This is a genomic window from Synechococcus sp. R50.1, assembly GCF_047462115.1.
Taxonomy (GTDB): Bacteria; Cyanobacteriota; Cyanobacteriia; order Thermostichales; family Thermostichaceae; genus Thermostichus.
The window spans coordinates 1-13,385 of sequence record NZ_JANSIN010000062.1; the positions used below are offsets into that span (position 1 = coordinate 1).

A 13,385-nucleotide genomic window follows, 5' to 3' on the forward strand; every position below is an offset into this window, starting at 1 on the left:
GCCCAACAGCGGCAAGGGATCCTCACCCTTGCGGAGATAGCTATCGACTTACCTGCCGACTTTGACGAAATTGAAAAAGCGTTGCAAGAGCTGAGCCGGCGGAGCATGGCTTTCCCCGAAAACAACCCGGTCACTGGAGCGGTAGAATACCACTTCCCTCACCTGCTGCACCGCTCCCCCGACCAACGTTCGCTCTAGATGCCCTCCTGCAGACCTCTACTGGGATCCCAGGATCCCTTGACGTTTGGCTAGCCGCATTGCCCAGCGAAAGGCCAGCAGACCCAGGCCGAAGTAGAAAATGCCGCTGGTCAGAGCCATGATCAGCCGCACGGGATCCAGCCCTACCTCGCGCACCATTACGTCGCGTAACAGCCCCGCCCCCGCTGTCATGGGTAGCATCTGCCCCAGCCCCTTCAGGGATCCCGGCCATTCTTCCGTGGGAGCAGCCAACAGGAAAAGCAGGCCGAATTGGCTGATGATCAAAAGCTGCTGAATTCGCTTCCAAATTAGAGCAGCGGATCCCAGCAAAAACGAAAAACCGTAGGCCCCCAGCACCACGCTCAAGAGCGGCAGCACCAAACTGGGGGGAAAGCGCAGCCGACTGCCCGTGAGCAGCAAAATGGCACCCAAAATGACGACAACAACAGAAAAGCGCAACACCAAGCTGGCACAAGCCCGCGCCAGAAACAGGGTGGCCGCGGAAAAGGGCGAGAGCAACACCTGCTCCAAGGTGCCTGTCTGGGCTTCCACCTGCAGGTTGAGGGCGATGTCGTTCACCACAAAAATGACCAGCGTCCAGAGCACATAGCCAATCACCACCGCGTCCAGCCGTTTGCCAAATTGGGAGGCAGGCCCTGCCACATATTGGGCGCCGGCAAAGAGGGCATAGAAGAAGAACGTGGTGATCAGGATCCCGCCCAGGGCCTCCGCCGGATAGCGAATGTACTGGATCCAGGCCCGCTTCAGTTCAGCCCAAAACAGGTGTATCACCGGCATCATCCTTGCCCCTCTCCCCTTTTCAACAACTCGAGGAAAATATGGGTGAGATCGGCTTCCTCTCGTTTGAGGCTGAGCAAGGGCAAAGGCTTCAAGATCTCCAGCACCTGATAGAGCATCTCTGGCGGGCCGCTGAACCGCACCCGATGGGATCCGAGAATCTCCACCCCTTGGCGGGCCAGTTGTTCAAACCTCCAGGGATCCAGCCCCTGTTCCAGCTCGATCCGGTAAGTACCGACGGCGCCGGCAAAGTGCCGGATCAACTCTCCCGTGGGGGCTTGGGCGATGATCACCCCTTGTCGAATAACGGCTACCTGATCCGAGAGCGCTTCCGCAATATCCAGTTGATGGGTGGTGAGCAAGATGGCTCGACCCGAAGCGGCAATTTGGCGGATCAGGGATTTCACCGCTTGCGCCGATTCCACATCCAACCCCAGGGTGGGCTCATCCAGCAGCAACAGGGCCGGTTGATGCAGGAGGGCAACGGCAATGGCCACCTTCTGCTGCATACCCCGCGAAAGGGTTTGCACGGCAACATCCCGCTTTTCCCACAGGCCAAAGGTCTCCAGGAGCTCTAACCCCCGTTGCCGAGCGGTTCTGGGGGATAGCCCCCGCAGCACACCGAAGTACTCCAGGTTCTGTAGGGGGGTCATCCGCCAGTAGAGGTTGCGATTGCCTTCCAGCACTGCCCCCACCTGGGCCAGGGCCCCCGGATCGGTATGGGGATCCCGTCCGAGAACGCACACTGTGCCCGCGTCGGGTTGGATCAGGCCGGCAATCATCTTAATGGTGGTGGTCTTGCCGGCCCCGTTGGGCCCCAAAAAAGCCAGGATCTCCCCTGCTGCCAGCGTCAGGGAGACATCCACCACCGCCCGCACCTCCCTGCCTCCTTGCCGGTAGGTTTTTTGGAGGTGGTGAGCTTCTAGAACTTTCATGACGCGAACCCGATGCAAACGCGAAGCCGATGCAAAAAGGAGTGCTGAAGAGAGGAGGGCCGGCCATTCCACTCTCTCACACCAGAGCATGGGCCCGCCTCGAGAGGGATCCGGCAAGATCTAGGGGGTCATTGGGATCCCAGCCTCCATCCGGCTCAGGGCCAGGCTCATCTTGTCCAGCCACTGCAAAAGGCTCTCCAGTTGCTGCGCTGCCGGTACCATCCCCAGACCCCGCACCGTCACCTTGCCCGGTTGGTAAACAAAGCGAGGCTGCAGGTGAGTGGGCAGGGCCTCTTTCAGGCGATTCCAAGCGGGCTCCTCCATGGGGGTTTCCAAAAGCACATGCTCTTTGGCCGGTTTGATGCGGGAAAAGCCCAGGGCTCGGGCCAGCACCTTCAGCTCCATTACCCGCAGCAGCTCCTGAGTGGGCTTGGGCAGGGGGCCAAAGCGGTCTTGCCATTCCTGGGCAATTTGCAACAGCTCGACCCGAGAGCCGGCAGCAGCCAGTTGTCGATAAGCCTGCATCTTTTGATCTTCGTCGGGGATATAGCTTTGCGGGATCATGGCGGTTACATTGAGGTCAATTTGTGTGTCCTCCACCTGTGGGATCTCCTGGCCGCGAATTTCTCGAATGGCTTCTTGCAGCATTTCCAGGTAAAGATCGAAGCCCACCGCATTGACTTGCCCGGATTGTTCCGTTCCCAGCAGGTTGCCAATGCCACGAATTTCCATATCCCGCATTGCCAACTGATAGCCGGATCCCAGTTGGGTAAATTCCTGAATGGCCTGTAGGCGTTTGCGGGCCTCCTCGGTGAGGATCCCGTCTTCTCGGTAAAACAGCCAAGCATGGGCTTGGATCCCAGCCCGGCCCACCCGCCCCCGCAGCTGGTATAGCTGAGCCAATCCAAACTCCTGAGCATTTTCAATCAAAATGGTGTTGACGCGGGGAATATCCAAACCGGATTCGATAATCGTCGTGCAGACCAGGATATCGATTTCCCCATTGTTAAAAGCCAGCATCGTTGCCTCTAGCTCCCCTTCCGGCATCTGCCCGTGGGCAATGGCAATGCGAGCACCGGGCACCCACTCCCGCAATTTGGCACTGGTTTCTTCGATGCCTTCAATGCGGTTGACGACATAGAAGACTTGACCGCCGCGATCCAACTCTTGGCGGATAGCCGTGCGGATGACTTCGGGGTTGTAGGGAGAAAGGTGAGTTTTGATAGGCCGGCGGGAAGGAGGCGGAGTTTGGATCAAGCTCATTTCCCGCAAACCCGACAAGGCCATATACAGAGTGCGGGGAATAGGGGTGGCGGTGAGCGTCAGCACATCCACCTGGGTTTTCAGCAGCTTAATCTTCTCTTTTTGGTTGACGCCAAATCGCTGCTCTTCGTCAATCACCAAAAGGCCCAAATCGCGAAATTGTACATCCTTGCCCAAAAGCTGGTGGGTGCCCACCACAACATCCAGTTCGCCGCTTTTGAGACGGGATAGGATTTCTTTTTTCTCCTCCGAGGTGCGGAAGCGGTTGAGCAGCCCCACTTGAATGGGATAGGGAGCGAAGCGCTCTTTTAAGGTGTGATAATGCTGCTGGGTGAGAATGGTGGTCGGCGCCAAAAGAGCCACTTGCTTGCCGGCGGTTACGGCCTTGAAAATGGCGCGGATGGCCACTTCCGTTTTGCCAAAACCCACATCTCCACACAGCAGCCGATCCATGGGGCGAGGGGATTCCATATCCCGCTTGATCTCTTGGACAGCGCGGAGTTGATCCGGCGTCAGGGGATAGGGGAAAGAGTCCTCCAGCTCCTGTTGCCAGGGAGAATCGGGCGGGAAGGCATAGCCCCTCTGTTCTGCGCGCTTGGCATAGAGTTCCAACAGGTCAAAGGCTACTTTTTGCAGGCTCTTTTTGACTTTTTGCTTGGTCTTTTCCCAAGTGCTGCCGGACATTTTGTGCAGGGCAGGAGGCCCATCCCCGCTGGCCCGGTAGCGGGAGAGGGAGTTGACCTGGTCGGCAGCTACCCGCAACAGGCCATCGCTGTATTGAATGACCAGATACTCGCGGGTTTCGCCCCCGATGGTGAGGGTTTCCAGGCGCAGGAATTGGCCGATGCCATGCGCCTTGTGGACAACAAAATCCCCCGGCTTGAGCAGGTTGGGATCCACCTGGCGGGAGCTGGCTTGGCGGCGCTTGCGCACATAGGTCGGGGTGGCCAGGCTGTGTTGGCCGAAAAACTCGCGGTCGGTGAGCACCACCCATCCCAGCGTGGGCAGGAGAAACCCCTCCAGATCGGCCAAGCCGGAGTACTTCAGGGCCACCGGGGTGTAAGACTGTAGCTGCCGCTCGATGGCGGGGAAGTCTTTGGGGTTGGGCACATACTGGGCGGGGCAGTCGTGTTCTTGCAGCAGAGCCACGGTGCGGGAGGGCTGAGCAGAGAGGATCCACACCTGCAACTGCTGCTTGCGGTACTCGCGCAGGGTTTTGGCCAGGGATCCAAACTGGTGGGGGATGGCGGGAACGGCCCGGCTTTTCAGGTCGATGGCGGCGGATTCTCCCGGAGTGAGAGCGGCGTGGAGCGCTATGGCACGGGCCAACAGGCGGGGGAAGGGATCCCAGTCGGGAGCATGGAGATCGAAGGGGCGGTGAAAGGGCTGCAGAGCCGGCTCCGCAACCTGGGCCTGTTTCCACTGTTCTTGGGCGTGGTAGAGCCACTGCTGGCTGTGGGCCTGGCACTGCTCTGGCTCGTCGATCAGGATGAGGGTGGTGGGATCCAGATAGCTGAGCAGATTGGCGGGAGGGGTGTAGAGCAGGCCGAGAAAACGGCGCAAGCCCTCCGGGGGGGTGGGCGACTGCTCCAACTGCTGCCGTAGGCCCTGGGAGAGCTGATCGGCTTTTTCCTGCAGAGCCGGCCAGAGGATAGGCCCATAGCCGGTGGGAGTAAGCCAAACGTGGGGGATCCCATCTTGGGAGCGCTGGCTCACCGGGTCAAACTCCCGCAGCCTCTCCAGCTCGTTGCCGAACCACTCCAGCCGCACCGGCCATTCGCAGGCCACCGGGAAAACGTCGAGAATATCGCCCCGTCGGCTCCACTGCCCCTCACTTTCCACCAAATTCACCCGCCGGTAGCCCAGACGGGTCAACTGCTGCCCCAGTTGCTGGGGAGACATCTCCAGGCCAGGTTCCAGCTTGAGACAAAAGGCCCGCAACACCTCTGGGGGGGGAAGGTGGGGCTGTAGGGCCCGCTCCGTAGCCACGATGGCAAGCCCGGTTTTGCCCTGGAGACAATCGGCCAGCACCTGAAACTGGCCCCACACCAGCTCCGGTTCCAGGTCAAAAGGTTCGTAGGGGGAAGCCTCTGAAGTGGGGTAAAGCTGCACGCTCTCCCAGCCCATGCCTTCCAGTTGCGCCGTCCAGCGGCCCGCCTCCTCCAAGGTAGCCGTGACCACCAACAGAGAGCGACTTTCCTGCTGGGCCAAAGCTGAGGCAATCAACCCCTTCGGGATCCGCCCTGCCCCCTCCAGATCGGCCCGTCGCTGTGATCTCAACCGGGCGGCCAACTCTTGAATCAAGCCAGATTGGGCGAGAAAGCGCACCAGGGGGATAAACGACATCTTCCACCCCACACTGCAAACTGGGATCCCAATTCTGGCAGGCTCCGGGGACAATCAGCAGCCGTCTGCTGGCGCTGTAGACGGGAAGTCGCCCCTTGCTGGGAATTGCTCCTCGATCTATTGGGACAACAGTTTTGTTGTTTAAAGACGAAGAAAACCAGAACCCTATGTCAATGGCCTGCCAGTTTTTGGCCGCTAGGTTCACAGAGGGCTTTTTGCTTTGTAGTCCAAATTACAAAAAAAGGTCTATATCTCACAGAATCCTAAAATTAACCTTTAGAGTCGGACGGCTTGTCGATTGTCTTAGCCAAGATTCGATGTTAGAAGGAACCACAAAGCGCGGCTTTCCCGGCCTCATCTGATGTCTGCCAGTCAGCAAGATGTTTTTCATGCCGGAGATGTAGCTGCATCAGCTGCAGCAGATGTTGTCGGAAAAAGCTGTATGGGTCAATTCATCTAAACTTGGTACAAATCATGTTTCTGGATACCGTTGCCCTTTCTCGTCTACAGTTTGCCCTCACGGCCATTTTTCACATGTTGTGGCCGGTTTTAACAACGGGGATGGCCATTTACCTTGTTGTTATTGAGGGACTTTGGCTGAAAACCCGCAACCTAGATTACTACCGTCACGCCCGTTTCTGGTCAAAACTCTATGTGTTGAACTTTGGTATTGGCGTGGCCTCAGGCTTGCCGATGGCCTTTCAGTTTGGCATGAACTGGGCGCCCTTCTCCGAAGCAGTGGGAGATTTTTTCGGCACCATCCTGGGGTTTGAAGGCACGATGGCTTTTATGCTGGAGGCCAGCTTTCTGGGGATCATGCTGTTCGGCTGGGATCGCGTGCCGCCGGTGATTCACTGGATCTCGACGATCCTGGTAGCTTTTGGTGCCAACCTATCCACCTTTTGGATCCTGACGGCCAACTCTTGGCTGCAGACACCGGCAGGTGGTGTATTTGTGGATGGGAAGTTTGTGGTGCGGGACTACCTGCAAGCAATCGTCAACCCCTTCATGGTCAATAGCTTTCTGCACATGTTCTTTGCCACCTTGGAAACCTCTTTGTTTGTAATCGGTGGCATCAGTGCTTGGTACATTCTCAATCGGCGGCACAGCGAGTTTTTCTCCCGCTCCCTCAAAGTGGTCTTGGCGATGGCCCTGGTGGTTGCCCCCCTGCAGGTGTATATCGGCCATTTGAGCGCAGAGCAAGTGTATCGCTATCAGCCGGCCAAGCTGGCGGCCATGGAGGCCCAGTGGGAGACGATCCCTGCCGGCGAGCGGGCAGACTGGAGCCTGTTGGCTGTGCCCAACGACCGCAAAGAGCGCAACGAGTGGGAGGTGAAGATCCCCGGCGCGCTGGGCTATCTGCTGGAGTTTAAGCCCCGCTTGGATCGACCCATTCAAGGACTCAAAAGCTGGGATCCCCAAAATCGTCCCCACATGGTCGGCCTGATCTACTACTCCTTCAGAACGATGGTGGCCATTGGTCTTTTTCTGGCCGGGCTTATCGGAGTCACCCTTGTCCAATGGCTGAGAGGCAAGCTATCGGCAGAAGCCCTTTCTCAGCAGAAATGGCTGATGAGAGCTTGGGTCTTCGCAGGGCCCTTGGGATATATCGCCGTCGAGACCGGTTGGATCGTTCGCTGTGTGGGTCGGCAGCCCTGGATTGTGTATGGACAACTGCGCACGGTGGACTCGGTTTCACCGCTGCCGGCAGGAGAAGTGTTGTTCTCCTTGATCGGCTTGACCATCTTGTACACCGTGTTTTTCGTGGCCGCCCTTTACTTTGGCAGCCGCATCATCCGCGAAGGGCCAAACCTGGAGTTGCCCGCCCCTGTCCCGGCAACGCAGCCGGTGATCGTGGTCGAGCCTGCCCGCCACGAGCCGGATCGCCGTCCTGCAGAAGCTCGGTAGCAGCAGTTTGGTAGCCATCTAACTGGTGACTCCAAGTAGCAACAGGGCAACGTAGCAGGCCCATTCCCCACAGCAGTGAAACCCTTCGCTACGTCAACTCCCAACTTCCCTTCCCTAGAGGGAGAGGGACTGGGGATCGCCATCGGGAACTGTCTCGCACTGGTCAGAAATACTCAAAGCAGAGGGAACAGCGATGGAATCTTTTGAGCCTTTACAGCGGTTTCTGCCCCAGGTTTGGTTTTTTATCCTGGGCCTATTCCTATTTCTCTACGTTCTGCTGGACGGGTTTGATCTGGGAGTTGGTATCCTCTCCCTGACGGCCTCCAGCGAGACGCGGCGCAGCATTCTCATGACCAGCTTGGGCAATGTTTGGGATGCCAACGAGACGTGGCTGGTGTTGATGGGGGGATCCCTATTCGGATCTTTCCCCCTTGCCTACGCCACCATTCTCAATGCCCTCTACATACCCTTGGTGATCATGGTGGTGGGCCTGATCTTGCGGGCCGTTTCCTTCGAGTTTCGGGAAAACGCCGACAACAAGTTGGTGTGGAACCTGGCCTTTGGAGTGGGCAGCTTTTTGGCAGCCTTGGGCCAGGGATTTGCCTTGGGCAGCGTCTTCGAAGGGATCCAAGTGGACGAAGCCGGCCACTTTGCCGGCAGCCCCTGGGATTGGCTGACCTGGCGCACGCTGTTGGTGGCTCTTACTTTGATCCAGGGCTATGTGTTAATCGGCTCAGCCTACCTAATCGTTAAGACCACCGGCGAGCTTCAGGAAACCTACTACAAGACGGCAACCATCGCCACCTGGACAACTTTACTGGGGGCAGTGTTTATCACCATCAGCACTCCTATCATGTCCGAGCAGGCGCGTGCTCAGCTTTTCTCGCCCCCTCTTTTCTACATCTTTGCTGCCATCCCAGTTCTGGGACTTTTGTTGGTGGCGTTGTTGCTGCGCAGCCTGCGCCGGCGGGAAGAAAATAGCGTTTTGGTTTACACTTTTTTGATCTTTGCGCTTTCTTTTATCGGCTTGGGGTTCATGGTCTTCCCCAACATCATCCCCCCCAGCGTCACCATCTACGAAGCGGCGGCCTCCCCCAGCTCCCTGGTGTTTATGCTCACCTTTATTGGCTTTCTGATCCCGGTTATCTTGTCCTACAACATCTACAACTACGTGGTGTTCCGGGGCAAGATCGTGGTGCAGGAAGTGGCGGCGGAAGAGGCCAAAGTTCCAGAGGCAGTTTAAGCTGGCCTGAGGATGCAGCAATAACCCCGCCCGGTGATGGGCGGGGCAATTTTTTAGGTGCAATCGAACGTCTACAGAGAAAAGCTCTCACTCTCTCTTGAGCCATTGCCGGATCTGCTCGGCAGCTACATCGCGACCTCCCAACCCAAAAGCCAACGCCACCGCCACGGCAATCGCCCCCAGAACCAGACCAAAAGCCAACACCACAATGTCGGTGGCCACGCCCATCTGCTGCAGGGCCATGGCGCCAACAAAAACCAAGATAGCCACCCGCGCCGCCTGGGCCAGTACCCCTGAGGAAGGGCTACCCAAGCTCTTGATCATAGAGTGGGCCAAATTGGCCAAATAAAGACCGATCCCAAACACCAGGGCGCCGATGAGCACCCGACCGGAAATCAGCAACAGCCCCTGCACAATGTCGGTTAGGGCGGCAAACTGCAGCAACTCCACTGCCGGCACCGCCCCAAACAAGACCACGCCTACCCAGACCACCAAGCCGGCGATCTCGGAGGGAGTGCGACGTTTGGCAGCGGGATCCCCTTCAGGCTCAGGAGCAGCGGCCAGGGGCAAGCCCAGCCCCGCGACCAGACGGTCAAAACCCACCGCCTGCAGCAACTGGGTTACCAAGCTGGCCAAAAATTGCCCCAGCAAGTAAAAGACGGCCAGGATCAAAGCGGATCCCGCGATCATGGGAATGGCCCGCAACACCTGCTCCAGCATCGCCACCGCCGGATCGGAGATGGCCCGAATTTCCAAGGCATTCAGCGCCGCAATCACCGCCGGGATCAACACCAAGACATACACCACCGTCCCGACGATCTGGGCCAACTGGGGAACGCCAAAGCGTGCCCCCAACCGATTTGCCCCTGCTGCCACCAACAAATTGGAGACGATCCCACGCACGATGCGGGCCAAAAACCAGCCCACTGCACCGATGATCAGCGCTCCCAAAATCCGCGGCACCATCGACAGCAACTGATCCAGCAGGTTTTGCACCGGCTGCAGCGGCCCCTGCAGGTTCAGGGTATCCAGGATGATCGGCAAAAAGAACAGCAGAATCAGCCAGTAAAGGGCATTGCCCAAAGTTTCATTCAGCAGGAAAGGGGTGACCTCTGTACCTCCCTCTTGGCCGGTTGGGGTTCCTTCTGCACCTGCCTCACCGGCAGTGCTTTCCTGTTGCAGAGGCCGGGCCAACTGCTCATCGAGGTTGAAACGCCGCAGCCCCTGGATGACCGCCAGCCGAGCAACAGTGGCCACCACCCAGCCCACAGCCAGCAGCACCAGCGCCCCACCCACCCGTGGCAGATAAACGAAGATTTCCCCCAAAAACCTGTTGAGCGGATCGGAGACAGCTTGAAGCTGCAGGGCATTCAGTACCGCCACCAACACAAAAGCAAGAATCACCCAGTAGACGGCAGCGGCCACCCAGCGCTCCGTTTGGGGCAGCTTCTCGCCGGGCTTTTGGCCCAAAACCCAAGCAGCCAAGCGATTGTCCAGTTGCGTCCTTTTGAGCAGTCCTCTAACGCCGAAGGCTACTGCCGTGGCCACTATCCAACCCAGAATTAAGATGGTAATCGCCGCAAGGAGATTGGGCATAAAATCGATAAGCCTAGACCAAAGACTGACGACAAAAGAGATGGCCTCATCTCCAATGGTGTTTCCAGAGGTGTCCATAATGATCCTCACAGCTTGAAAATGCTCAGGATGGACAGATAACAAGTGTAGGTTAACCTGAAGTGTTTTTTCAGGCAAGTTGGCCAAAGGGGGAATATGATATGAGAAATATATATTGAGGCAGAAATGTCGGATCTCGAAATAAAACTTCACATTCTATTAACCCAAGGGCTCCAGCCATCAGTCAAAGCTCCGATGGGCCATCGAACGGCAAGGATCGAATTCAAGTTGTTGATACCGCAGATTATAGCTTTTCCCCACCGAGCAGGAGCTTTGTAGATTAAGTCAGGATCTCTGTTGTGCGATGGATGCGGCTGCATTGGCTAGAGTCAGTGTTGCTGGGAGGAACTGTAGCGGGCAGTTTGCATCCACAGAATGAGAGCATTTTGATGACCTATATAAAGAATCAAACGGGCAATCGACACTCGGTCAATGGGTTGGATCCCCTGTAGCCTTGATATGCTTAGCCTATTGGCTTGCTCACTGTCTGGCCTAAGGTGTATCCCGAAATACGTTTGCAGTTCTTCAATTTACAATTGACGCTTTTCTAAATCGGTTTCTTCCAATACACCAGCGCATCTTCTCCGTTGTAATACCCCTTGCGACGTCCCAGCCGTTGAAACCCTGCCGATTCGTACAGGCGGATTGCCGCTTGATTGGAAGCCTTTACCTCCAGAGTGGCCCAGCGGCAGCCTGCTGCTCTCGCTTGGTTCAGCAGTTCTTCCAGAATCCGCCGGCCCAAGCCCTGTTGCCGGTGCTCGGGATCCACCGCCAGAGAGATGATATGTGCTTCTTCTTCAATACGCCAGAGAATGCCGAAGCCCACCAGCTCTTTTGTCGTCTGCGTCGGCGAAGTGGGGTTTGGAGAGGGAAGGGGAAACTCGGCTCGGCCCGAGCCACACGAAGCGCCAACGGCAGCGGGTTCCGCCACTACCCCAATCACCGTGCTTGTGGGTCGTTCCAGCTCCGCTCGATACCCCTGTTCTCCCCAGTATCCTCCGTAACACCGTCGATCCAGCTCCAGCAGTTGGGGCAGGGCAGTGATGTCCAACAGCTGCAGCCGATAACTCGTACCGCTCATGGTGGCCTAGTCTCGCAATTCGCAGAATTCCGCCAACAACAACTGCCCCAAGGGATCGTCATCGGGAGCCGCGTAGGGCAAGGCTCTGCGGCTGATGCTCAAGATTTTGCCCCCCGATTGGGGATGGTGCTCCGCACCGCCTTCGCGAACAGGCTTGAATTCGTAGTCGATCCCTTCGGTGAAGCCGGCTTCCTGTAGGTAGTCTTGGGCGGCTTTGAGGATCCCTTCTCGCAGTTGCGCTTTGACCGCAGGGGCCATGAGGTGGCGAACAAACCACTGGGCGCTGGCGGGATCCACCTCGGCCAGGTATTGGAGGGCAGGGGTCAACACAGCAGGGCGCTCTTGAGGGGACAAGCCGTTCACCTGCTGAGCTACCGCGGGCACATCCCGCCGTTGCATCGCCTGGATCAGGGCTTGTGTGGCTGGAGAAAATGAGGGATCCTGCGCTTGGCTCATGGCTGGGGGTACCAGAGGGATTCGAGGGTGCGGACAAGGGCTGCTGCTTCGAAAGGAGAGGGAGCAGTCGGCAGACAGACGGTTACATGGCCCAGTTTTCGCCCTGGGCGGGCAGGGGTTTTGTGGTACCAATGCACCGTGGCATTGGGGAGCTGGGCCAGGCGCTGCCGCTTTTCTGGGTAATCGCCGGTGGCATGCTCATAGCCCAAGAGGTTCACCATCACTGCCCCCCCACACTTGAGGGAGGGATCCCCCAAGGGCAGGCCGAGGATGGCCCGCAGGTGTTGCTCGAATTGTGAGGTGTGGCAGGCTTCCAGGGTGTAGTGGCCGGAATTGTGGACCCGCGGCGAGATTTCGTTGATCCAGATCCCGGCCTTGGGGTGGGGCGGCGGCACCCAGAACAGCTCGATGCCAAACACGCCAACTGCACCCAATTTTTCCATCAGATCGGCTGCCAAGCGCCGGATCTCGGCCTCGGTGGTTAGGGGGATGCGGGCAGGCACCAGGACATGGCGGCAGATTTGCTCAATCTGCACAGTTTCCACCACCGGATAAACCCGGATCTCTCCCTTCAGCCCCCGCGCTACCATCACCGCCAGCTCCCGCTCAAACGGGATCCATTCCTCCAGCAATAGCGGGATCCCCTCAGATTGGCTAAGGGCCTGCTGCAAAGCCGCTCGCTCGTGCAAGATGCGGGTGCCCTGCCCATCGTAGCCCTGCCGCCGTCGCTTGAGCACCACCGGAAAGCCCAGTCCAGCCAGGTCTGCCGAATCCAACACCGCCTCCAGCGGAAAAAAAGTCGGCACCGGCAACCCCAACCGCGCCAGGAACTGCCGTTGGTGCAACTTGTCCAGCAGCGGCTCTAGCGTGCTGAGGCTGGGACGAAAGCGGGATCCCTCCGGATCCAGTTTTTTCAGCTCCGGCAGAGGGATAAACTCGTTTTCAAAAGTAACCACCGGGCAGCGCTCCAACAACTGGGCCGTGGCCTGGCTGTCGGCTGTGGATCCCCAAACCACCCCATCGGCCACTGCCACCGCCGGATCGGTGGGAGCAGCAGCCTGCACCACCAGCGGGATCCCCATCTGGCGAGCTGCCAAGGCCAACATCTGCGCCAACTGCCCGCCGCCAATCACCCCCACAGGTTGGGATCTCTGGTCTTTTGAGGATACCTGGGTTTCCACAGCCGTACCGTTATACTGGGTGGTGGGCCGCTGTCCATTGCTTCTTGGATCCAGAACCCCATTATGGAACCCCTTGCCCTCCAGCGCTAGGAGAAAAACGGTGGAACCCTCTCAACCGTCTGAGCCCAGAGCTTTGATTAACCGGGCTTTGGCAGATAAGGTCTTAACTCGCGCTGAACAACAGCAGATCCTCAATGCCGTCATGGCCGATCAAGAAATTTCCCCAGAAGAGCATGACTCTAGTCAATAATAAGCTCAACTATACTGAAAATAATGTATAATATGTTCAGTACGGATTACTA

10 protein-coding genes and 1 pseudogene are annotated in these 13,385 nt (G+C 57.8%); 4 read left to right on the top strand and 7 right to left on the bottom strand.

The annotated features are described in order from the left end of the window. Nucleotides 1-198: pseudogene (locus NW870_RS11945) on the top strand (hypothetical protein); the annotation flags it as partial. A gap of 18 nt (nucleotides 199-216) precedes the next feature. Here NW870_RS11945 and NW870_RS11950 read toward each other — a convergent pair. From NW870_RS11950 to mfd, 3 genes are all read right to left on the bottom strand, one after another. After that, on the bottom strand, nucleotides 217-999 hold the full coding sequence (locus tag NW870_RS11950) for an ABC transporter permease (protein ID WP_414375445.1): 783 nt from the start codon (nucleotides 997-999) through the stop codon (nucleotides 217-219). Continuing rightward, nucleotides 996-1,931, bottom strand: coding sequence for an ABC transporter ATP-binding protein (locus NW870_RS11955; protein ID WP_414375447.1), 936 nt, complete (start codon nucleotides 1,929-1,931; stop codon nucleotides 996-998). Before NW870_RS11955 ends, NW870_RS11950 begins: the two co-directional genes overlap by 4 nt. Nucleotides 1,932-2,051: 120 nt before the next feature. Further along, the gene (gene mfd / locus NW870_RS11960) at nucleotides 2,052-5,540 is read right to left on the bottom strand and encodes a transcription-repair coupling factor (protein ID WP_414375449.1); all 3,489 of its coding nucleotides are present in this window, start codon (nucleotides 5,538-5,540) and stop codon (nucleotides 2,052-2,054) included. Between the two features lie 474 nt (nucleotides 5,541-6,014). Between mfd and NW870_RS11965 the strand changes: the two genes are divergently transcribed. Both NW870_RS11965 and cydB read left to right on the top strand, forming a co-directional pair. Further along, nucleotides 6,015-7,448 carry a cytochrome ubiquinol oxidase subunit I gene (locus tag NW870_RS11965; protein ID WP_414342793.1) on the top strand — a complete coding sequence of 478 codons (1,434 nt, stop codon included), beginning with the start codon at nucleotides 6,015-6,017 and terminating at the stop codon, nucleotides 7,446-7,448. Nucleotides 7,449-7,641: 193 nt separating this feature from the next. Next, complete coding sequence (gene cydB / locus NW870_RS11970; RefSeq protein WP_414375450.1) at nucleotides 7,642-8,691, top strand: cytochrome d ubiquinol oxidase subunit II; 1,050 nt, start codon at nucleotides 7,642-7,644, stop codon at nucleotides 8,689-8,691. An 87-nt stretch (nucleotides 8,692-8,778) separates the two neighbouring features. On the opposite strand, the gene NW870_RS11975 is transcribed toward cydB, so the two are convergent. The 4 genes from NW870_RS11975 to NW870_RS11990 all read right to left on the bottom strand — a co-directional run bounded on the left by NW870_RS11975 (nucleotide 8,779) and on the right by NW870_RS11990 (nucleotide 13,041). After that, the gene (locus NW870_RS11975; protein ID WP_414375451.1) at nucleotides 8,779-10,365 is read right to left on the bottom strand and encodes a mechanosensitive ion channel; all 1,587 of its coding nucleotides are present in this window, start codon (nucleotides 10,363-10,365) and stop codon (nucleotides 8,779-8,781) included. 547 nt (nucleotides 10,366-10,912) lie between these two features. Then, entirely contained in the window at nucleotides 10,913-11,446 is a 534-nt protein-coding gene (rimI, locus tag NW870_RS11980) for a ribosomal protein S18-alanine N-acetyltransferase (protein ID WP_414351014.1), read from the bottom strand. Between the two features lie 6 nt (nucleotides 11,447-11,452). Continuing rightward, nucleotides 11,453-11,902 carry a hypothetical protein gene (locus NW870_RS11985; RefSeq protein ID WP_414375452.1) on the bottom strand — a complete coding sequence of 150 codons (450 nt, stop codon included), beginning with the start codon at nucleotides 11,900-11,902 and terminating at the stop codon, nucleotides 11,453-11,455. Beyond that, entirely contained in the window at nucleotides 11,899-13,041 is a 1,143-nt protein-coding gene (locus NW870_RS11990; protein WP_414375454.1) for a 5-(carboxyamino)imidazole ribonucleotide synthase, read from the bottom strand. Before NW870_RS11990 ends, NW870_RS11985 begins: the two co-directional genes overlap by 4 nt. 142 nt (nucleotides 13,042-13,183) lie before the next feature. Here NW870_RS11990 and NW870_RS11995 point away from each other — a divergent pair, with 142 nt between their 5' ends. After that, nucleotides 13,184-13,333, top strand: a complete 150-nt coding sequence (locus NW870_RS11995; protein ID WP_414375456.1) for a hypothetical protein — start codon at nucleotides 13,184-13,186, stop codon at nucleotides 13,331-13,333. Nucleotides 13,334-13,385 lie beyond the last annotated feature (52 nt).